Consider the following 21,175-nt stretch of genomic DNA (forward strand, 5'->3'; position numbering starts at 1 on the left):
TGCAGCCGATGCCGCCGCGCCGCTACAGGTGGTGTCAGGACAGAACCGTCCAGGCCGGTTCCGGCTCTAATGGCCGTGCCCTGAGCCGCCAAGGAAAGCCGTTGGGCCGCCCGACCTGTTTCAGGCATGATCACCTTGTGGACACCTACCTGGAGACCGAGCGCCTGACCCTGCGCCATTTCACCGCCGATGACGCGGACCTGCTGATCGAGCTGGACAGCGACCCGGCGGTGATGCGCTACCTGACCGGCGGCATTCCGACCGCGCCGGAGGTCGTCCGCGAGCGCCACATCCCGAACATCCTCGCCGGCTACGAGAAGTGGGGCGGCGACCTCGGGCTGTTCGCAGCGCACGAGAAGGACGGCGGCGCGTTCATCGGCTGGTTCATCCTGCGCCCTCTGGCGGAAGGCCCACTGGACGAAGTCGAACTCGGCTACCGCCTGCGGCAGGCCGCCTGGGGCAGGGGTTATGCCACCGAGGGCTCACGGGCCCTGCTCGGCAAGGCGTTCACGGAACTCGGAGTGCGCATGGTCTGGGCTCGGACGATGTCGGTGAACAACGGTTCGCGCAACATCATGGAGAAGCTCTCGATGAGGCTCGTGGACACCGTGCCCACTCCCCCGGACATGGCGGCGATCGAGGGCTCCGAGCATGGCAGCGTACGGTACGAGATCACCAAGGAGCAGTGGGAGCGGCCGTAGCCACGGCGGCGGACGCCTGCTGGACGCGCCCGCCGACGCACCCGTGTACGGCAACCTCGCCGGCGATGCTGCTGGAGGCCGCGATGGACAACGAAGGCGACATCTCCCACCTGGAAGTCGGCCGGCTCAGTGGAATGATCCGCACCGACGACTAGCGTGTGAGCCATGGGCTCGGGACACGGCCACAGCCACGCGGTCACCGCGACCGGGCGGCATCGCCGGGCGCTCGCGGCGGTGCTGGTCATCTCCCTGGTCATCTTCGTGATCGAGGTCGTCGGCGCGGTGGTCACCGGCAGCCTCGCGCTGCTGGCCGACGCCGGTCACGTGCTCGCCGACGCGGGCGGAGTCGCGCTGGCGCTGGGCGCGGCGGTGCTGGCGGCCCGGCCGCCGACCGAGCGGCGCACCTGGGGCTGGGCCCGCGCGGAGGTGCTCGCGGCGGCAATCAACGGCCTGGTGCTGGCGGGCATGGGTGTGTACGTGCTCATCGAGGGCGTACGGCGGCTGTTCGTGCCCGCGGACGTGCACCCGGGCGGGATGGCGCTGTTCGCCGTGATCGGCCTGGTCGGCAACGCGATCGGCATCGCGATCCTGTACCGGGCCCGCGACGCGAGCCTCAACATGCGCGGGGCGTTCCTGGAGGTCGCCACGGACACCGCGACCTCGGTCGGGGTCATCGTCGCCGCCGCGGTCATCGCCTGGACCGGGTACACCCAGGCGGACGCGATCGTGTCGATCGTGATCGGGCTGGTGATCGTGCCGCGGGCGCTTAAGCTGCTGCGTTCGGCCGCCGACGTGCTGCTGCAGGCCGTCCCGGCCGGTATCGACGTGAACGAGATCCGCGCCCACATCACCGGCCTGGACCACGTCGTGGGCGTGCACGACCTGCACGTGTACACGGTCACCTCGGGTCTGCCGGTGCTGACCGCGCATGTGGTGGTGGAAGCCGAGTGCTTTTCCGACGGCCACGCGCCGCAGCTGCTCGACGCGCTGCAGCTGTGCATCAGCGGGCATTTCGACGTCGTGCACTCCACGTTCCAGCTCGAACCGCCCGGCCACGTCGGCCACGAGCACGAGACCCACGCCTGACCCGCCGCAGCGCTCTCGACGCCGGGGTCAGGACACGCGGACCAGCATCTGATCCACCGGCGCGTAGTCGTCGGTGAGCACGGCGGCGTCACCGGTGAAGGCGGCCAGCTCCGGGCCGGTGATCACCGCGACGGGCTCCTGCAGCATCGCCAGCCGGGCCGCGATCGCCTGCACCGGCAGCGGCCGGGCCGAGGCGACGACGACGAAGTTGGCGCCTTCACGGCCGTCGAGCGCGCCACGCGGGGCGATCAGGGCCACGTGCGGGAAGACCGCCGCGACGGTGGCGACCTCGGCGCGGATGAAGCGGGTCGGCGGGCCGTCGATGACGTTCTGCGCGTACACCCCGTCCGGGCCGGTCACCCGGCGGACCTGCGCCATCATCTCGCGGGTGGTGAGGTGCCACGGCACCGCGAGGTCGCCGAACGCGTCGCCGACGATCAGGTCCGCGGAGGCGTCGGGCAGGTCGGCGAGCAGCATCCGGGCGTCGCCGACCACGGCCTTCAGGTCGGGGCCGGGGCGCAGGCCGAGGCGCTGTTCGGCCAGCTCGACCAGGCCGCCGTCGATCTCGAAAACGGTGCTGCGGCTGCCGGGCCGGGTGGCGGCGAGGTAGCGGGGCACGGTGAAGCCGCCGCCGCCCAGGTGCACCGCGTCGACCGCCTGCCCGCGGGGGGCGGCCAGGTCGGCGACGACGCCGATCCACTGGGTGTACGCGTACTCCAGGCGGGTCGGGTCGTTCAGGTCCACGTAGGAGTGCTCGGCGGCGTTGAGGTGCAGCACGCGTCCGGCCGGGCGCAGCGGGTCCACGGTGACCTGGGCGCAGTGGTATGCCGTCTCGACGTCGCACGGGTCGGGCGCGAGCACCGACAGGCCGGTGCCGGTGGCCAGCAGCGCCGCGACGGCGACCCGGGTGGGCATGCGGGACGCGGTCGCGTCCGGATCTCGCCGGACGCGGCGCAGGTAGACCCCGAGTCCGAGCCCGGCGAGCGCCAGCAGCACCGCCGCCGCGATCATGATGACGCTGGTGGGCAGTGCGGCCACCAGGACGAACCCGGTGACCAGGGTCGCCGTCACGGCGCCGAGGGTGCCCACTCCGGACAGCCGGCCCACCACGCGGCCGGTCTGCTCCAGGTCGCCGAGCTGGAGCTTGACCACCATCGGCGGCACCGCGGACAGCAGCATGATCGGCACGAACACGGTCACGGCGGTGAGCGCCAGGACCACGGTGACCTCGGTGCCGCGCAGCACCTCGCCGAGCCAGCGGACCACCGGCAGGGTGCCCGCGACGGCCAGCGCCGCCAGGCCCAGCAGCGGGGCGAGCACGCTGCGCGGGTCGTAGCGGTCGGCGTGCCAGCCGCCCAGCCACGCGCCGTACGCGATCGCGCCGAGCGAGACGCCGATGACGGCGCTGGTGACCTGAAGGCTGAGGCCGAGGTAGGGCGCGACCAGGCGCAGGGACACCGTTTCGAGCACCAGCACGATGCCGCTGGCGAAGAAGACCAGGAACATGGCGAGCCGGTCGGGCAGCCGGGCAGGTGTCACATCATCCGTCACCGTCGCGATGTTACGGGCTGCTCGCGGCTGTGCCGGTGAGTCCGCCGCCCCGCGTCGGCTTCGGGGCGCCCGGTGGGCGCGGTGTCCACATCGGCACGGATGGGCCAACGGGCGGTATCCTGCCCGGATGCCGGACGCCCTGACATACAAGATCGCCGATTCTGCGGTGGAGGAGCGGGGTATCCACCGGCTCAACCACCGCACCTTCGCCGGGGAGATCCCCCAGCACGTGGCGAACCCGCAGGGCCTGCTGGTCGACCGTTTCCACGCGGAGAACACCTACGCCGTGTGCCTGGACGGCGACGAGGTGGTCGGCATGGTCTGCGGGCGCACCGCGCGGCCGTTCTCGCTGGACGGCAAGCTGGCCGGGCTGGACGGGCACCTGCCGCCCGGGCGCACACCGGTGGAGGTGCGGCTGCTGGCCGTCGACCCGCGCTACCGGCGGGGCACGATCCTGCCCCGGCTGCTGGCCATGATCGCGGAGCATTTCGCGGCGCGTGGCTGCGACCTGGCCGTCCTGTCGGGCACTACCCGGGCGCTGGAGATGTACCGGCGCATGGGCTGCGTGCCGTTCGGCCCGCTCACCGGCGCACCGGGCGCCCAGTTCCAGCCGATGTACCTGACCATCGAGGACGGCCGCCGCCAGACCTGGACCGGCTTGTCCGGGGCCGACACGTCCGGGCAGGCCGAGAACCTGCTGCCGGGGCCGGTGTCGGTCGCGCCCGAGGTCGCCGCCGCGTTCGCCCGGCCCCCGGCATACCACCGCTCCCCCGAGCACCAGGCGGTCGTGGACGCACTGCACCGCCGCCTGGCGTCGTTCGTGCAGGTCAGCCACGCGCAGCTGCTGCTCGGCTCGGGCACCGTCGCCAACGACGCCGTCGCCGCCCAGCTGCGGCTGCTCGACCGGCCCGGGGTGGTGCTCGCGTACGGCGAGTTCGGGCAGCGGCTGGCCGATCACGCCGCGCGGGCCGGACTCGACCACGAGGTGCTCGCCGGGCCGTGGGGCGCGCCGCTGCCCTGGCCGGCGATCGAGCACGCTGTCGCCGCGCTGCCCGCCGACGGCTGGCTGTGGACGGTGCACTGCGAGACCTCGACCGGGCAGCTGATCGACCTGCCCCGGCTGACGCGACTGTGCGCGGACGCCGGGGTGCGGCTGTGCGTGGACGCGATCAGCTCGGTCGGAACTCTGCCGGTGGACCTGTCGGGGGCCTACCTGGCCACCGGCACCAGCGGCAAGGCGCTCGGCGGGTACCCCGGGCTGTCGATGGTGTTCCTGCGGGAGCTGCCCCGGCCGTCGCCCGGGTCGATCCCCCGCTACCTGGACTTGGGCTGCTACGCCGAGGCCGGCGGGATCGCGTACACCCAGTCGTCGAACCTGGTCGCGGCCCTGGACACGGCGCTGGCGGTGACCGACTGGCCGGACCGGTACGCCCGCCTTGCCCGCGCCGCGAGGTGGCTGGACGGGCGGCTGCGCCGCCTCGGGCTGGCCGTCGTCGCCGCTCGCGAGGAGGCCGCGCCGGGCATCGTCACGATCGCGCTGCCCGGCCCGCTCCCGGCCGCCGAGGTCGGCGCGCGGCTGGAGCGGGCCGGTTACCTGCTCGCGTACCAGAGCGGCTACCTGCGCGAGCGCAACTGGCTGCAGATCAGCCTGATGGGCCGCTGGACGTGGCCCGTGCTGCGCGGCCTGGTGGCGGCGCTGGCCGCCGCGACGGGCCGCACCGGCTGACGGGCCACGTCAGCCGGTGCGGCAGCGGACGCCGGCGTCACCAGGGCACGCCCACACCCTTGGTGTTCTTGGCCGAGCCCGTCATCTTCTTCGGCGCGAAGTAGGCATAGCAGCGCACGTCGCGCAGCCCTGGCCAGGCCTCCCAGGATCGCATCAGCTGGCTGTGCACGGTGACCTGCTCGGTGCGGACCCCGACGAACGCGGCCACGACCTTGCGACACGCGTCGCGGATCGGATATGGGCCACGCACCCGCGGAAACGGCGTCCCCACCGGCATGACGACCGCGCCCGCGAACTCCGCCTCGTGCGGGGTGGCGCAGTCCACGTCGGACAGCGCCAGGTCGTCGCCGCTTCCGAGCACCTGCGCACAGGTGAAACGCACGTCGGCGGGAAGGCCGTGGGCCAATGTGCTTTCGAGCTTCTTGAACGGGTCCCCGATGAGCAGGCACTCCCACCAGCGCTCACCGCTGCGCGCGGCCGCCGGCGACGGCCGCTCCACCTTGATCTCCAGTCGGCCGTTGCGCCAGTCCTCCTTGAGAAACGCCCGCGCCATCCCGTCACACGTGGCGTAGGCGGCGGCCAGCACCTCGTCGGTGACCCCGGCGGCGTCGAAGGCACCGCCGCCGACGATCTGGGCGTCGTGCCTGTCGTCACAGTCCCGCATGAGCGCAGGGGTACGCACGGCGTACGGCTGGCCGTAGGGCACATCCAGGCATGAACCGATCTCCGTCACGTACTTGCCCGCGGGACTCGGCGACGCCTCGGCGGACGGCGCTCCGGCCGAGGGCGGCGGGCCGCCGGTGGCCGTCGGCGTATCGGCCGAACATCCCGCGAGCGACGACACGGCGACCACCATGACCACGGCGGCCAGATGCGATCTCTCATAGGTGACCCTTCGGCTGGGCGGCAGGCGATCCGAACGGGCGCACAGGTGATCGGCAACCGGACTTCATGGTCGAAACCTCCCCCGTGGACCAGACGAACCATGAATGGGACGTCCGGTGCCGGGCCGCGGTTGTCCGACCGGCAGGAGGATGTGCGGCCATCGCCCGCCACCGATGCCGAGAAGTCCGGCACACCCGGGAACCGGACGCCGCCGAGCGCCGACCAACGCTGACCGAGCCGCGCCACCGGCCGCGCTCGGCGAAGGTGCGGTGATGGGGAGGATTGTGGACATCTCGGTGAAGGCGTCGCGGCCGCGCTGGCTGCTCGCGGTGATCGCCGGTGTGGTGGCGGCGCTGCTGCCGTCGGGCGGGGCGTGGGCGCACGAGGTGGGCGGGGTCGGCGCGACCAATTTCGCCACCACCCTGTCGGCGCTGTCGCCCGCCGTGCCCGGGGTCAGCCTGGCCGTGGTCGAGAACGGCTCCCGCCTCGAACTGCGCAACACCACCGCACGCGAGGTCGTCGTACGCGGCTACAGCGACGAGCCGTACGCCCGGATTGGCCCGGACGGCGTCTGGCTCAACGACAGCTCCCCCGCCACCTACCTCAACGCCGACCGGTTCGCGAGCACGACCGTGCCCGCCGACGCCGACCCGGCCGCACCGCCGCGCTGGCGCAAGATCTCCGGCGAGACCGTGCACCGCTGGCACGACCACCGCATCCACTGGATGCTCACCACCCTGCCCACCGCCGTCGCCGCCGCGCCGACAGCACCGCACCGCATCTCCGACTGGCACGTCGACCTCGACTACGACGGCACTGTCCTGTCCGCGACCGGCTCCCTCGACTGGGTCCCCGGCCCCTCCCCCACCCCCTGGTACCTGCTCACCGCAGTGTCGGCGCTGCTGGTCGTCGGCGCGGTGTTCACCCGCCGCGCGCACGCGCTGGTCGCGGCCGCGCTGGGCGCACTGATCGCCGCGGACGTGCTGCACGCCGCGGGCATCGCGCTGGTCACCACGGGCAACGTGCCCGAACGGCTCAGCGCGTTCCTCGGCGACGGCCTGACCGGGCTGCTCATCTGGCCGTTCGGCCTGGTCGCGGCCGTGCTGATCGCCCGGAAGGCGACGTTTCTCGGGTTCGTGGCGATGGGTGTCGGCGGGCTGCTGTCGTCGATGATGGCGCTCGACGACGCCCCCGTGTGGTGGCGCTCGTCGGCCCCGTCGGCGCTGCCGGCCGACCTGAACCGCGCCGGCGTCGCCCTGGTCGTCGGCCTGGGCGCGGGCCTGCTCGTGGCGGGCCCGCTGCTGTGGCGACGGTTCAAGCCCGCATCCCGCCACACCGCTTCCGCCGTGGCGTCGACCGACGCACCGGCGGATTCAGCGCCCGCCGAACACGCCGAAGGTGTCGAGGCCGACCCGGCCACGCGGTCCGTCGCATCCGCCAAGCCCGACGGCAAGGCAGGTCACGATGAGGCACCCCCGGTGGTGCTCGGCGCCCGCGCCACTCGGGCCGCGGCCGCCGCCGCGCCCGGTGACGCCGCACGGACCGGTGACGCCGCAGGGACCGGTGACGACGCGGGGACCGGGCAGGCCGAGGTCGCCACCGTGGGTCGCCGCGGTTTCGCGGGCACGCTGGCCGCGGGCGGGGTCGGCGCGATCCTCGGCGCGGCCGGCGGCATCGTGGCGGGCACGCCGGGCGAACCTGCCGCGCCGCAGGCCGGGCCCCCGGCAGAACCGCTGTCCGGCGTCGGCGCGACCCGGATCGCGTTCCACGGCGAGCGCCAGGCGGGCATCACCACCCCCGCCCGCCCGCAGGCCCGGTTGCGGATCGTCGCGTTCGACCTGGCCGCTGGCGTCGACCGGGCCGGGCTGCAGGGCCTGCTGCGGCGCTGGACGCAGGCCGCCGCGCAGCTGAGCCAGGGGCTGCCGCTCGGCGACACCGGCGACGACGTGGTCACCGGCGCGGGCCCGTCGTCGCTGACCGTCACGGTCGGGTTCGGGCCGAGCCTGTTCGGCAAGGCGGGCCTGCCTGCCGCCGCGCGGCCCGGCGAGCTGACGCCGCTGCCCGCGTTCCCCGGCGAGCAGCTGGACGCCGCGCACAGCGACGGCGACCTGTGCCTGCTGGTGCACGCCGACGACGCGCTCGTGGCGTTCCGTGCCGCGCGTGCGCTGACCCGCCTGGCGGCACCGCAGGCCCGGGTCCGCTGGCAGCTCGACGGGTTCAACAACAGTCCCGGTGTCACGCCCACGGCCGCGACCGGCCGCAACCTGATGGGCCAGCTCGACGGCACCAACAACCCGCAGCCCACCGACGAGGACTTCACCGCGAAGGTGTACGTCACCGACCCGGCCGCCCCCGGTTGGCTGCGCGGCGGGTCGGTGCTGGTCGTGCGGCGGATCCGGATGCTGCTCGACGACTGGGAGGCCCAGCCCCGCGAGGCTCAGGAGCGGGTCGTCGGCCGGCGCAAGGACACCGGAGCGCCGCTGAGCGGCGGAGCGGAGCGCACCCCGGCGAACTTCGGCACGACCACCGCCGACGGGGCCCTGGCCATCCCCGCCGACGCGCACATCCGGCTGGCCACGCCCGCGTTCAACAACGGCGCGGCGATGCTGCGGCGCGGCTACTCGTACAGCGACGGCGACGCGGCGGGGCTGATCTTCCTGGCCTGGCAGGCCGACCCGCGGCGCGGTTTCATCCCCGTCCAGCAGCGCCTGGCCGGCACCGACGCCCTCAACCGCTTCATCAGGCACGAGACCAGCGCCCTGTTCGCGATGCCGCACGGCGTCACCCCCGGCGGCCACCTCGGCCAGGACCTTTTCGGAGACGATCCGGCATGACATCTTCTCCTCTGCTCCCAGCGACGTCGCCCGGTCTGCGCGCTCTCCTCCGCCTGCTGGCGGTGACCGGCATGGTCGCCGCGACGTTGGCGGTGTCGGGGTGTGCGCTGTGGGGCCTGGAAGGCGGCCCTGACGCCGAGGGCGCGGCCACGCCGCCCGCCGCGGCCACCGCCGCGCCCGCGGTGGCCGCCACCCAAGGGCCTGACGGCGTGCAGCGCATCGAGATCACCGTGGACGACGAGCTGCGCCTCACCCCGCAGGTGGTCTCAGCGCGGCCGGGCCGGATCGAGCTGACGTTCCGCAACGTCGGCCTGACCCCGCACGACATCGCCCTGCGCATCCCCGCCGCCACAGGCACCGGCAACATCAACGGCAACGCGACCGACACCGTCACCGTCGACATCACCCAGCCCGGCACCTACCCCATGCCCTGCCTGTACCACGGCACCTCCGGTATGCGCGGCACCCTCCAGATCCGCTAGCGACGATCTTGCGTGGATGTGCCCCCCGACACGCCCAAATCGGACGGCGGCGGGGCCACTCGCGCAAGATCGTCGCGGGGCGGTAGCGCGCCGCTCGGCCGGGGTCGTCGCGCCGAGGACCAGGCCGGTGGCGACGATGAGTACGCCCAGGACCTGGGTGAGGTCCGGCAGGGTCCGGTCCTGGAGGGAGGCGGCGATCAGCGTGGCGGCGGGTACGACGCCGGTGAACATGCCCGCGCGTTCGACGCCGAGTTTGCGCAGGCCGGTGAACCAGGCCAGGAAGGCGACGACGGTCATCATCACTGCCAGGTAGAGCAGGGTCAGGGTCTCGGTGGTGGTCGGCGGGCGCAGCCGGCCCGCCTCGCCGAAGACCAGGGCCGCCACGGCGAGCAGCGGGACGGCCAGGGCGCAGCTCCACGCGGACACCCGTACCGCCCCGAGCCGTGGCAGCACGACGGCGGCGAGCAGGGAGAACATGACCTCGCAGACGAGCGTGCCCAGGGCGGCGAGGGTGCCGGCGGTGTCGGCGGCGCCGGTGCCGTGGACCAGCGCGGTGCCGGCCACGACGATCAGCGCGGCCGCCACGAGGCGGGAGGCGGGGCGCTCGCGGCGCAGGAGAGGGCCGGTGAGGGCGAGGCCGAGCGGGGCGGCCCCGACGACGGTGCCGACGACAGCCGGGTCGGCGTGTTCGAGCGCGATGAGCAGCAGCGTGTTGAACAGCGCGAGGCCGAACAGGGCGACTCCGGCGAGCACCAGCAGGTCGCGGCGGCCGGGCCGCACCGGGACGCCGCGCAGGCGCGGGGACAGCCGCAGCAGCGCGGCCAGCAGGGCGGCGGCCAGCGCGTACCGCATGGTCTGGCCGGTGAGCATCGGGTAGTCGAGCAGGAGGCGGCTCAGGCTGAACGAACCACCGAGGATGATCATGCCGAAGGTGCACAGGGCCGCTCCGGTGAGGCTGTCACGGTTCACGTACCTGACGCTATGGTTGCATTGGTATCCCAGACAGGGCCACTTGCGGCATCGAATCGAGGACCAATTGGCGGTACTCGAAGCGCTGGTCGACCTGGACCGGACCCGCCCCGGCGTCGGCGAACGGCTGACCGGGGCGCTGCGCGAGGCCATCGCCGGGCGGCGCATCCCGCCGGGCACCCGGCTGCCGTCCAGCCGTGACCTCGCCGCGGACCTCGGTGTGTCCCGAGGGCTCGTGGTGAACGCCTACGAGCAGCTGGTCGCCGAGGGGCGGCTGACGAGCCGCCGCGGCTCCGGCACCGTCGTCGCGCCCGCCGCCGAGGTCGCCGGACACGCGCACACGCCGCCCGCGCCCGCTCCTGCCGGAGTCGCGCCGCTGCGACCGGGGGTGCCGGACCTGGGCATGTTCCCGCGGGCCGCGTGGCGCCGGGCGTACGAGCGCGCGCTGGCCACGGCCCTGGACAGCGACCTGGACTACACCGACCCCGCCGGGGTGCCGCGACTGCGCGCGGAACTCGCAAGCTATCTCGGCCGGGTTCGCGCGGCCCGGGTGGACGCCGACGCGATCGTGGTCACCACCGGTGCGGCCCAGGCGCTGAGCCTGCTCGGCCGGGTGCTGGCCGCACGCGGTCTGCACGAGGTGGGCGTCGAGGACCCGGGCAGTTCGGGCATCCGCGACCACCTGCGCGCGCACGGGCTGCGGCTGCGGCCGGTGCCCGTCGACGAGCGGGGACTGCTGGTGTCCGCGCTGGGCGGCGCGCGGGCGGTGTTCGTGACGCCCGCACACCAGTTCCCGGTCGGCGTGGTGCTGGCCCCGGAGCGCCGGGCGGAGCTGATCGCCTGGGCGCGGCGCACCGGCGGCCTGGTCATCGAGGACGACTACGACGCCGAGTTCCGCTACGACCGCGAGCCGGTCGGCTGCCTGCAGGGGCTCGCGCCCGACGTGGTGGCGCTGGTCGGCTCGGCCAGCAAGGCACTCGCGCCGGGCCTGCGGCGTGGCTGGCTCGCACCGCCGCCCGGCTGGCTGGCCGCGGTGCGCCAGGCCAAGTGCGACGCCGACATGGGCGGCTCGGCACTGGAGCAGCTCGCCTTCGCGGAACTGCTCGCGAGCGGCGCCTACGACCGGCACCTGCGCCGTGCGCGCCGCGCCCAGCGGAGCCGTCGCGACGCGCTGGTCGGGGCGCTGCGCCGGGACCTGCCGCAGGTGCGGGTGTCGGGCATCGCGGCGGGTCTGCACCTGGTGGCCGAGCTGCCCGCCGGGGTCGACGACCGTGCGCTGGCCGCCCGGGCGCGTGAGGCCGGGCTGGGCCCGCTGGCCCTGTCCGACCTGCGCCTGGGCACGGCCGGCCCGCCGGGCCTGGTGCTCGGGTACGCCGCGCAGTCCCCCGGTGAGCTGGCGGCCGCGGTGGCGACATTGGCTCGGCTGCTGTAACGACCCTGGCGGCGTGGGCTCATAACACATCGGCGTCCATGATCAGCTGGTGGTCCGTGATCGTCTCACCGGGCGGCGGTGGCAATCTGATCGCGTGTCACGCCCGTCCGACCCTGCCGAGCACTGGCAGTCCGTCTACCACCGCACCGCACCGCACCAGGTCAGCTGGTATCAAGCCGAGCCCGCGATGTCACTGCGGCTCGTCGAGTCAGCCGGCCCTGGCCGCTCCGTCATCGACGTCGGAGCCGGCGCCTCCACCCTCGTCGACGCGCTGCTCGAACGCGGCTACACCGACGTGACCGTGCTGGACGTCGCCCCGTCCGCGCTCGAGGCCGCCCGACAGCGGGTCGGCGCACGCGCCGGCGCCGCCCACTGGATGAACCGCAACCTGCTCACCTGGGCGCCGCTGCGACACTACGACGTGTGGCACGACCGCGCCGTGTTCCACTTCCTCACCGACCCGGCCGACCGCGACCGCTACCGCCGGGTCGTCGACGCCGCCGTCGCGCCCGGCGGACACATCGTGATCGGCGTGTTCTCCGAGGCCGGCCCGGAGACCTGCTCCGGCCTGCCGGTGGCCCGCTTCAACCAGGACAGCCTGGCGGTGCAGTTCCCCGGCTTCCAGGTGGCGCAGGTCGAACGCGAGCACCACTACACCCCCGCGGGTGAGCTGCAGCCGTTCCTGTGGCTGCGGCTGATCCGTACGCCCGGCACCAGCCCCTCGGATTGGCGGCCCGAGCCCGCGCCACGGCCCGGACGCCTCTACTGACATCGCGCGGTCCGCGGGGCGCCGTCCCGCGGACCCGCGGTGTCCTGCCTGGTGTCGGCGACGGGACCGTCGTACATGGATGGTCCGGACTAGGCTCGCCGCCATGTCTGAGCTACGCCACGCCATAACCGTCGTCGCCCTGCTCGCCGCCACCGTGGCCGGCTGCGACGCGGACCCGCCGGGCCGGGCCGAGGCGAGCGCCACGGCCGCGGCGTCTCCCGAACCCGTGGAGACGCCCGCCCCCGGCGATCATCGCCTGACCATCCCCTGGAACGGCAACACCCGCTCCTTCGTGGTGCACGCCCCGCCGTCCTACGACGGGGCGAAGCCGCTGCCGCTGGTCGTCGCCATGCACTACTTCCCGGGCGACGCCGACGGCATCGCCGCCACCAGCGGGATGAGCGCCAAGGCCGACCGTGAAGGCTTCCTGGTGCTGTATCCCGAGGGCTTTTCGGGCGGGATGAACGCCCTGTCGTGCTGCGGCTCGGAGGACGACGTCGGCCTGATCAAGAAGCTCGTCGCCCGGCTGGTCGAGCGCTGGCACGCCGACCCCAAGGCGATCTACGCGACCGGCATCTCCAACGGCGGCGACATGGCCTACCGGATCGCCGTCGAGATGCCCGGGGTCTTCGCCGCGATCGCACCGGTCAGCGGCGGGTTCAGCGGCGGCAGCGCCACCCGGGCCGACTTCCGCCCCACCCGGCCGGTATCGGTGATCACGTTCGTCGGCGGCCAGGACCGCCACGCGGGCGCGTTCGAGTCCGGCCTGACGGCCTGGCAGGAGCGCCTGTCCTGCAAGGCGGCCCCGGCCGCGGGCCCGAAACTGCCCAACGGCGCCACCCGCAGCCTGTCCACCTGCGCCGACGGCAGCGAGGTGGTCGTCTACCGGCTGCCGCAGATGGGCCACAGCTGGCCGGGCGCGCAGCGGGGCTCGCTGGCCGACCCGGAGGCCGGGGTGAACGCCACCGACCTGATGTGGGAGTTCTTCCGCACCCACCGGCTCTGAGCACGCGGCCCGGTCCTTCCGGGGCCGGGCCGCATCCGTGCACAACCGCACCAGCCGTATCAGCAGTCCCGGCACGCGAGCGGGCGTAGTAGCGTAATTCTGGAGAAAATCGACTAATCGGTGGTGTGGCGGGGAGGTGCGGTGGACGTCTCCGGTGAGCAGGAGCCGGGCAGGCGCTGGATGGGGGTCGGGCGCAGCCACGCGACCGACTCCGGGTCGGCGGCGATCGAGGCCGCGCGCGGCGCGATGACCGGGCCCGAGCCCAAACTGCTGATCGCCTTCGCGGCGATCACCCACGACCCGCAGGCCGTGCTGGCCGGCCTGGCCGAAGCCGCGCCGGGGGTGCCGGTGGTCGGCTGCACCACCCACGGCGAGATCGGGCCGGGCGGCCCGGCCGACGGCACCATCACGGTGGCCGCCCTCGGCGGCGCGGGCTTCCAGATCCGGACCACCGTGGCCACGGACGTCACCGGACGGCAGGGCGACGCGGGGTTCGAGGTGGCCGGCTGCGTCAGCGGCGTGGACCTGCCGCACAAGGTGCTGATGCTGCTCACCGACGGCCTGGTCCGCGACCAGGAAAGCATCGTGCGCGGCTGCTACCGGGCGCTGGGCGCGGGCGTCCCGCTGTTCGGCGGCGCGGCCGCCGACGGCTGGCGGATGAGCGGCGCCTACCTGTTCAAGGACGGCCAGGTGCTGACCGACGCGGTGATCGGCGTCGCCATCGCCTCCGAGGCCCCGCTGGCGGTGGCGGTCAAGCACGGCTGGCGCACCGTCGGCCAGCCGATGATCGTCACGCGCAGCATCGACGGCCGCGTCTACACCCTCGACGACCGGCCCGCGCTCGACGTCTACCTGGAACGGCTCGACGCGCCGCCCGAGGCGTACACCGACCCGGCCGCGTTCACCGAGTTCGCGCTGTCCCGCCCGCTGGGGGTGCAGCGGCGCAGCGGCGTCGAGGCACGCAACCTGTCCACCGAGGTGGACCTGGTCGGCAGGTCGATCGGCGGCGGCGGCGCGATCGACCCGGGCGGGCTGACCTGGGTGATGACCGGCGACGAGCAGTCCATCCTGGAGGCAACCGACGACGCCTGCCGCGAGGCGCTGGCGCGCCTGGAAGGGAACCCGCCGCTGGGCATGCTCACCTTCAGCTGCGCCGCGATCCGCGCGGTGATCGGCGACGACGGCATCCAGCGCGAGGGCGCGCGGCTGGACCGCTGGGCCGGGGCGCTGCCCTACGCCGGCTTCTACACCTACGGAGAGATCGCCCGAAACCACGGCATCGACGGGTTCCACAACCAGACCCTCGCCGTGCTGGCGTTGAGCTGAGATGCCGGTTTCGGCCGAGTCGCTGCACATCCAGCAGCTCGTCGAGCTGATGGCTGTGGTCTCGTCGTCGACCGACGAGGCCTCGGCCGTGCAGCACGCCGTCGAGCGCTCCGCGCAGGCCCTGGAGGCCGAGGTCGCGGCCGTGGTCTTCGAAGGCAAGGTCGCCGCGTCGATCGGGTTCCCGCTCGGAGCGGCGCCCAACGACGACATCGTCGCGGTGAGCCTGCACGAACAGGACTGGCTGGAGGTGCCCGGCGTCGGTCGCTGCTGCGTGGCGGCCGCGGCGTGGGAGGGCAGCAAACCGGGCCACCTGGTGCTGGCCCGCTGGGGCGAGCCGTTCGCGATCGAGGAGCAGAACCTGATCCGCGGTATGGCTCGGCTGCTGGAACTGACCCTGACCATGCTGCGCACCCTCGCCGCCGAGCAGTCCATCCGCGAATCGCTGCAGGAGCGCCAGCGGCTGCTGGAACACCTGTTCACCATCCAGCGCGCCATCGCCCGCCGCGACGACCTCCAGCAGATCCTCGACACCATCACCCTGGCCGCACGAGACCTGCTCGGCGACGAGATCAGCCTGCTCTGGCTGCGCGACGAGAACGACACCGAACGGGCCCGGCTCGCCTCCGGCGCCGACGCGACGGGCATCCTGCCCGGCAGCGCGCTCACCGCAGACCTGGCCGACGCCGCGACAGCACTGCAGGCGATCACCGCCGGCGACGTGGTGGTGCGGCAGGGCGGCATCGCGGCGACCGAGGCGGTCAGCCGGTTCGGACGCGGCCCGGTGTGCGCGGCGATGGGCGCGCCCGTGCACGACAGCGGCGTGGTGACCGGCGCGCTCGTCGTCGCGTCCTGCGACAAGGACCGGGTGTACGAGGAGTCCGACGTGCAGACGCTGCGGGCGTTCGCGCAGAACGTCAGCCTCGCCCTCACCGACGCCAACACCGTCGTACGGATGCAGCAGGCCCACCACGACGCGCTGACCGGGCTGGCCAGCCGCCGGCTGTTCATGGAGCAGCTGACCCAGCGGCTGGCGATGGCCGACGCCGAAGGGGCCACGGTCGCGGTGCTGTTCCTCGACCTCGACCGGTTCAAGGACATCAACGACACCCTCGGCCACGCCGCCGGCGACCAGCTGCTGACGGTCACCGCCGACCGGATCGCCGCCCAGCTGCGCACCGGTGACCTGGCCTCGCGCTTCGGCGGCGACGAGTTCGCCGTGATGCTGCACCGGGTCGACGGGCCGCGTGACGCCTCCGCCGTGGCCGCCCGGATCGCCGCCGCGCTGGCCAAGCCGATGCACGTCGCGCACCAGCGGCTGCGCGTCGGGGCGAGCGTCGGCGTCGCCCTGAGCACCCCCGGTGGCCGCACCGACCCGGTGGAGCTGGTCGGCCACGCAGACCTCGCGATGTACCAGGCCAAACGCGCCGACGCAGGCGGCTACTCGCTGTACGACGCCGCGGCCCCGGCGCACCAGGATCCCCGCCCGGGTACCGTACGGGCCTGAGCGTCGCCCTCTCGCGACACGTCCTCGCACGCCGATGCGTGCCGCATCACCGCGCCCGGCTGTCGGCCTTCCGGCGACCATGACGCCACCGTGATACCCGTCCCGATGATGGGAGACGGCCGTCCGCCGTGGACCGCCACGAGAGGAGCAAGCGGTGAAGGCAGCACCCACCATGCGCGTGATCGTCGCGGCCGTCGTGCTCGGCGCCGTGCTCGCCCCGGCAGCGCCGGCGGCGGCCCTCCCCGACCCCCTGGTCACGCTGGTCACGCAGATCAGCTCGACCGACACCGACCCGAAAACCGTCGTGGTGGCCTGCCCGAAGGACTCCTGGGTGTTCGCTGTCGGCGGCTGGAGCAACGGCAGCGACGGCCGCGTGCTACTGACCCGGCTGGAGCCCGCCGCCGACCTGCGCTCGGCCACCGTCTCCGCCAGACCGCGCAGCGACAGCACCGCGGCATTCTCCCTCGTCGCGCAGGTCATCTGCGCCCGGACCATCGTCGCGCCGACCCGCGTCGCCAACACCACCATGCAGGGCAGCTCCATCGAGGTGGTGTGCCCTGAGCCGGCCATCATGCTGGGATTCGGGTTCGCGATGGACCGGCGCGTCGACGACTGGCGGCTCGACGAGCTGCAACCCGACGGCACTCTGTCCCAGGCCACGGTGCACGTCTCGGGCAGCGGCGGCACCGGCGCGCTGACCGTGTACGGCATCTGCCACACCGTCGCGGAACCGCCGGGAGCGCTGGTCAACCGCTACCGGGCGTCCGGCATACCGGTCACGGGTCAGACCTGGCCGAAACAGGCCACCCTCATGCCGATGACCCTCGGGTGGACGTTCGGCATCGGCGCGATCGTGACCGGCCTGGGCAGCCACCTCGACGGCTTCCGGCTGCTGCCGTTCGGCGACGGCATCTCGCGGGCAGACCGTGTTCCCGTCCTGCCGGGCCTGCCCCTGCGCACTCCGGCCCGGACGGCGAGCCTGATAGGTCCAGCCGAGGACCCGTCGCTGACGACTGTCGGCGCACGCATCGGCACCTTCCACTGATCGAGGGGTCAGCGGGGGGCTGCCGCCCGCCGGACGGGGACCAGCAGGTCCCGGTCCGGCGGGCGCACGCCGATCGAGCGCATCGCCTCGGCGTACCGGTCGAACGCGCGCCGGGCCTCGCCGTGCTGCCCGCCCGCGACCAGCGTGCGCACCAGCGATCGGTACGCCCGCTCGTCGTACGGATCCCGTTCCAGCAACCGCAGCAGGTAGCCGACGGCCGCGCCCGGCTGGCCCGCCGCCCGGCTGGTGTGCGCCAGCATCCGCAGCATCGCCAGGTACGCCGCCCGCGCCTCCTCCCGCAGCGGGCCGGCCCATTCGGCGTACGGCTCGTCCTCGAACGCGTCGGCCCGGTAGAGCTGGTCGGCGGCCAGCAGCACCAGCCGCGCCTGCGGCAGGGCCTCCTGCTCTACCAGCCGGCGTCCCCGCGCCACCTGCTCCAGGAAGTCCTCCACGTCGACGCCGGTGGTGGCCTTGTTCAGCGCGATGCTGCCCTGGTCGGCCGCCAGGTAGTGGTCGGCGGGATGCGCCTTGCCGGGATCGAGCACCCCGCGCACGATGTTGAGCAGCACCGACAGCCGATGCCCGGTGCGCTGCGCGTCGCCGTCGGGCCACAGCAGCTCGCTCAGCTCACTGCGCGGCACCGGCCGCCCGCGCCGCCCGACGAGGATGCGCAGCAGGTCACGGGCCTTACGCGACTGCCACGACGACGCCGGGACGACCTGCCCGGCCAGTTCCACCTCGAACCGCCCCAGCGCCCGCACCACGACCGGTGGGCGGTCCACCGCCGCACCCGATCCGCCGCCGATCCGGTCCGCCAGCGCGTCCGCGGCCGCCAGCCGCTGCTCGCCGAGCACCCCGTCGGCCCGTTCGTCCGGCCCCGCCCACGGCGTACGGCTCGCCAGCACGGCGATCCGGGCCGCCTCGACCTCGGCCCCCGCCTCGGCCCAGATCGCCCGGGACTCCCGCAGCGCGGCACGAGCCCGCCCCGGATCGTCTTCGGCCGCCGCCCGCAACTCCAGCGCGTCGGCCAGGCCCGCCCGGTCGCCCTGGGCACGGGCCACCCGCGCCGCCTCGGTGGCCAGGTCCGCACCCCGGCCCGCCTCGCCCTGGCTGAGCGCGATCCAGCCCTGGGCCAGCAGCGCCGGACCGGACAGCTCCGGCCCGGCCTGGTCCGCGGCGGCATCGGCGTGCCCCGCGGCCGTCTTCACGTCATCGCCGAGCAGCACCAGGGCCAGCCCGGCCAGCGCCGGGACCAGCACATGCGCATTACCGGTGCCCGAGGCGACCTGCACCACCTGCTCGTACGCGGCACGCGCCTGCTCACGCCAGCCGCGCCGCCGGAACAGCTCCGCCAGCCCCAGCACCGCACCGGCGAACCGGCGCGAGCCGAAGCGCTGGTAGTGGCCGATCGCCGCCCGGTAGCGGCGCACCGCCTCGTCGTAGTGGCCGAGCATGGCCAGCGCGTCGGCCTCGTTGCCCAGCGCGATCGCCTGCAGGCTCGGCGACCCGGCCGCCTGCGCGTACGCCGCGCACAGCCGCGCCGACTCCAGCGCCGCCGGATAACGCGCCGACTGCAGGTGCTGGAACGTGCGGTTGGTGTGGATGCGGGTCAGCAGCATCACGTCGCCGGTGCGGTGCGCGATCGGCAGCGCGAGCGCGAAGTGCTCCTCGCTGCCAGCGGCGTCCCCGGCGACGGCCAGCGACAGCGCGACGCTCAGGTACGCGGTGGCCAGTGCGGCGTCGTCGCCGAAGCGCACCGCCCGGCGCACCGCCTCGCGCGCCTCCGCGACCGCGCTGTCGGTGTCCCCGGCCAGCAGGAACGCGTGGGCGCGCCAGGCGGTCAGCAGGGCCGTGTCGGCGGTGTCGCCGCGCTCGTCGCCCCGGGCGAACACGTCCAGCGCACCCCGGGCGTCGCCGCGCTGGTAGGCGACCCGGCCCGCCCGCCAGGCCAGGCCGGCGCCCAGTTCGGACCGCCCCGCGCCGAGTTCGTCGTACGCGCGGGCGGCGGCCTCCAGGTCCCCGGCCGTCCGCAGCGCGTCGGCATGCAACAGCATCAGCCGGTGGTCGTGTTCAGGTTCGGGCAGCACCGCGAACAGTTCTGTGACCAGGGCGGCCTGCCCGGCCGCGATGATCCGGTCGCCGTGCTCGCGCAGCACCCGGGCCGCCCCGGCGTGGTTCCCGGCGCGCAGGTGCTCCCGCGCCGCAGCACCCGGCGGACCATGCCGGTCGTACCACGCCGCCGCAGCGTCTGGCCGCCCTTCCGGTTCGCCCCGTTCCGTGGCCGCCACCTGCGCAATGACCGGCACCACATGGTCGTCGTCCGGCAAACCGGGCACCACCGGTCCTCTGACCAGCAGTCCGGTCCTGCGCAACAGTGCGATCAGGTCCTCGGCGTCGTGGTGGCCGAGTGCCGCACACAATCCGGCGGTCACCGGCACCCGGTCGCCGACGTCGGCCACGAGCCGCCGCGCCGCGTCGGGCAGACCACCGAGCACCTCGGTCCGGACGTACTCGTTCAACCCGCCCACGGCCAGGGCTTTCGCCGACCCGCCCGCCGCCGGACCGCCGAGCCGGACCGCCTCCACCGCGAAGTCGACCAGCGCGGGCCAGCCCCGGGTGGCGGTGTGCAGCGCGGCGGCGAGGTCGGGATCGGTCAGGCCGCCCTCCTCGGCCAGCAGCGCAGCGACGTCGTCCACGGTGCCGGCGAGATCGGCGGGGCCGAGTTCGGTCCACCGGCCCGGCCGACCGGCGTGCCGCCACGGCAGCGGCCGGCGCGAGGCCAGGGACACCTCCGTGTCGTCGGGCAGCCCTTCGATCGCGATCAGCAGCTCACGCAGCTCAGACACGGACATCTGCGGCAGATCGTCGAGCACGAGGCAGCGCACATCGTCCGCGGCGGCCCCGCGGACGAAGCCGCACGGGTCGTCGCCGCCCTGCCACCAGCGCGCCCTGGCGGGCGGGCACAGGCCCCGCAGCAGGGTCGTCTTGCCGTAGCCCGCTGCGCCGACCACGATCCGGCGGCTCGGCCCGCTGACCATCGTCTTTCGTCCTCCGGTCTGGTCGACATACGGCCCGCCCCGTGGGAAGGCTCCGCCTCGCCGACCCGACGATCAACCCTTCTGTCGGAAATTCGTGGCAGACGACAGAGTCCGTCCAGTATGGACGTACTTATCGCAGTCGAGCACTCCGGTTTCGCCGCAGAAGGCCACCGGTCCTCCGGATAGGCTCGCACCGTGGAACCCAAGCATGAGGCGATCCTGGCCGGACTGCCTGACGCCGCCGACCTCGCTCGGCGAGTCACCCGTGGAGGTCGGCTGGTCATCGGCCTCGACGACGCGACGGACATGCCGACTGCCACGGCCACCGCGGCGGCCCTTCGGATCGCGCTCCAGCCCGATGTCCACGTCATCGCCTCGCCGGGCACGACGGGCCACGGCCCGAGGCTCACCGTGTTTCGGCTTGTCACCGCGGCGGAAGCCGAGACCCTGCGGCCGGCCCTCGACCGCCTCGTCACCGAGTTCCGGCAGACGGCCTCCGGGCTCGTCGCCCGGCTACGGGCTGAGGCGACACGCACCGGAGACGTCGGCGAGTGCGGGCCGGAGACAGTCCTGTTTCGGGATGCGGTCTGGCACGTGGACCCGCACGGGGAACACTGCCGGTTCGAAGACGGCGCAAGCGGCGAGATCGTCGAGGCCCACGTCGATGCTCCGGACACCGTCGATCCGTACTTTCTGCTGCTGTACGCCAGGACGTCCGGCCGTCACGGCGCGATCCACGATGCGTGCGTGGAGGGATTCCACGACATGTGCCGTCTACTCGACCTCGCCGGCGTGCGCGGCCGTTGACTTCGCCGGGCGGA

Annotated in this window: 15 protein-coding genes and 1 pseudogene; 12 read left to right on the plus strand and 4 right to left on the minus strand. The window is 73.9% G+C overall.

Annotated elements, in window-relative coordinates:
* The first annotated feature begins 137 nt into the window (after nucleotides 1-137).
* Nucleotides 138-701, plus strand: a complete 564-nt coding sequence (locus AB0B66_RS40275; protein ID WP_360540298.1) for a GNAT family N-acetyltransferase — start codon at nucleotides 138-140, stop codon at nucleotides 699-701.
* A gap of 165 nt (nucleotides 702-866) precedes the next feature.
* Nucleotides 867-1,787, plus strand: a complete 921-nt coding sequence (locus AB0B66_RS40280; RefSeq protein ID WP_360540299.1) for a cation diffusion facilitator family transporter — start codon at nucleotides 867-869, stop codon at nucleotides 1,785-1,787.
* 27 nt (nucleotides 1,788-1,814) lie between these two features.
* Here the strand turns inward: AB0B66_RS40280 and AB0B66_RS40285 are convergent, their stop codons facing one another.
* Nucleotides 1,815-3,293, minus strand: a complete 1,479-nt coding sequence (locus AB0B66_RS40285; protein ID WP_360540332.1) for a fused MFS/spermidine synthase — start codon at nucleotides 3,291-3,293, stop codon at nucleotides 1,815-1,817.
* A gap of 172 nt (nucleotides 3,294-3,465) precedes the next feature.
* Here AB0B66_RS40285 and AB0B66_RS40290 point away from each other — a divergent pair, with 172 nt between their 5' ends.
* Nucleotides 3,466-5,064 carry a GNAT family N-acetyltransferase gene (locus AB0B66_RS40290; protein WP_360540300.1) on the plus strand — a complete coding sequence of 533 codons (1,599 nt, stop codon included), beginning with the start codon at nucleotides 3,466-3,468 and terminating at the stop codon, nucleotides 5,062-5,064.
* Nucleotides 5,065-5,101: 37 nt separating this feature from the next.
* On the opposite strand, the gene AB0B66_RS40295 is transcribed toward AB0B66_RS40290, so the two are convergent.
* Entirely contained in the window at nucleotides 5,102-5,908 is an 807-nt protein-coding gene (locus tag AB0B66_RS40295) for a septum formation family protein (RefSeq protein WP_360540302.1), read from the minus strand.
* Between the two features lie 313 nt (nucleotides 5,909-6,221).
* Between AB0B66_RS40295 and AB0B66_RS40300 the strand changes: the two genes are divergently transcribed.
* Nucleotides 6,222-8,783, plus strand: coding sequence for a Dyp-type peroxidase (locus AB0B66_RS40300; protein ID WP_360540304.1), 2,562 nt, complete (start codon nucleotides 6,222-6,224; stop codon nucleotides 8,781-8,783).
* 71 nt (nucleotides 8,784-8,854) lie between these two features.
* A complete protein-coding gene (locus AB0B66_RS40305) occupies nucleotides 8,855-9,265 on the plus strand; it encodes a cupredoxin domain-containing protein (RefSeq protein ID WP_360540334.1) in 411 nt (136 codons plus the stop codon).
* Between the two features lie 126 nt (nucleotides 9,266-9,391).
* On the opposite strand, the pseudogene AB0B66_RS40310 reads toward AB0B66_RS40305, so the two are convergent.
* Nucleotides 9,392-10,402, minus strand: a pseudogene (locus tag AB0B66_RS40310) (DMT family transporter); the annotation flags it as partial.
* Between AB0B66_RS40310 and AB0B66_RS40315 the strand changes: the two are divergent.
* The 6 genes from AB0B66_RS40315 to AB0B66_RS40340 all read left to right on the plus strand — a co-directional run bounded on the left by AB0B66_RS40315 (nucleotide 10,302) and on the right by AB0B66_RS40340 (nucleotide 17,316).
* Nucleotides 10,302-11,666: a PLP-dependent aminotransferase family protein gene (locus AB0B66_RS40315; RefSeq protein WP_360540306.1), complete on the plus strand. Its 1,365-nt coding sequence runs from the start codon at nucleotides 10,302-10,304 to the stop codon at nucleotides 11,664-11,666. The pseudogene AB0B66_RS40310 and the gene AB0B66_RS40315 sit on opposite strands and share 101 nt — an antisense overlap.
* Nucleotides 11,667-11,760: 94 nt before the next feature.
* Nucleotides 11,761-12,435 (plus strand): methyltransferase, encoded by a 675-nt coding sequence (locus AB0B66_RS40320; RefSeq protein ID WP_360540308.1) that lies wholly within the window; start codon nucleotides 11,761-11,763, stop codon nucleotides 12,433-12,435.
* 103 nt (nucleotides 12,436-12,538) lie between these two features.
* Nucleotides 12,539-13,441, plus strand: a complete 903-nt coding sequence (locus AB0B66_RS40325; RefSeq protein WP_360540310.1) for a PHB depolymerase family esterase — start codon at nucleotides 12,539-12,541, stop codon at nucleotides 13,439-13,441.
* Nucleotides 13,442-13,582: 141 nt separating this feature from the next.
* Nucleotides 13,583-14,767, plus strand: coding sequence for an FIST N-terminal domain-containing protein (locus tag AB0B66_RS40330; protein ID WP_360540312.1), 1,185 nt, complete (start codon nucleotides 13,583-13,585; stop codon nucleotides 14,765-14,767).
* A gap of 1 nt (nucleotide 14,768) precedes the next feature.
* Nucleotides 14,769-16,271 (plus strand): sensor domain-containing diguanylate cyclase, encoded by a 1,503-nt coding sequence (locus tag AB0B66_RS40335; protein ID WP_360540313.1) that lies wholly within the window; start codon nucleotides 14,769-14,771, stop codon nucleotides 16,269-16,271.
* 154 nt (nucleotides 16,272-16,425) lie between these two features.
* Entirely contained in the window at nucleotides 16,426-17,316 is an 891-nt protein-coding gene (locus tag AB0B66_RS40340) for a hypothetical protein (RefSeq protein WP_360540314.1), read from the plus strand.
* 8 nt (nucleotides 17,317-17,324) lie between these two features.
* On the opposite strand, the gene AB0B66_RS40345 is transcribed toward AB0B66_RS40340, so the two are convergent.
* Nucleotides 17,325-20,354: a BTAD domain-containing putative transcriptional regulator gene (locus AB0B66_RS40345; protein ID WP_360540316.1), complete on the minus strand. Its 3,030-nt coding sequence runs from the start codon at nucleotides 20,352-20,354 to the stop codon at nucleotides 17,325-17,327.
* Nucleotides 20,355-20,549: 195 nt separating this feature from the next.
* Between AB0B66_RS40345 and AB0B66_RS40350 the strand changes: the two genes are divergently transcribed.
* Nucleotides 20,550-21,161 carry a hypothetical protein gene (locus AB0B66_RS40350; RefSeq protein ID WP_360540318.1) on the plus strand — a complete coding sequence of 204 codons (612 nt, stop codon included), beginning with the start codon at nucleotides 20,550-20,552 and terminating at the stop codon, nucleotides 21,159-21,161.
* The last annotated feature ends 14 nt before the right edge of the window (nucleotides 21,162-21,175 follow it).

This window comes from Catellatospora sp. NPDC049111 (assembly GCF_040648615.1).
GTDB lineage: Bacteria > Actinomycetota > Actinomycetes > Mycobacteriales > Micromonosporaceae > Catellatospora > Catellatospora aurea.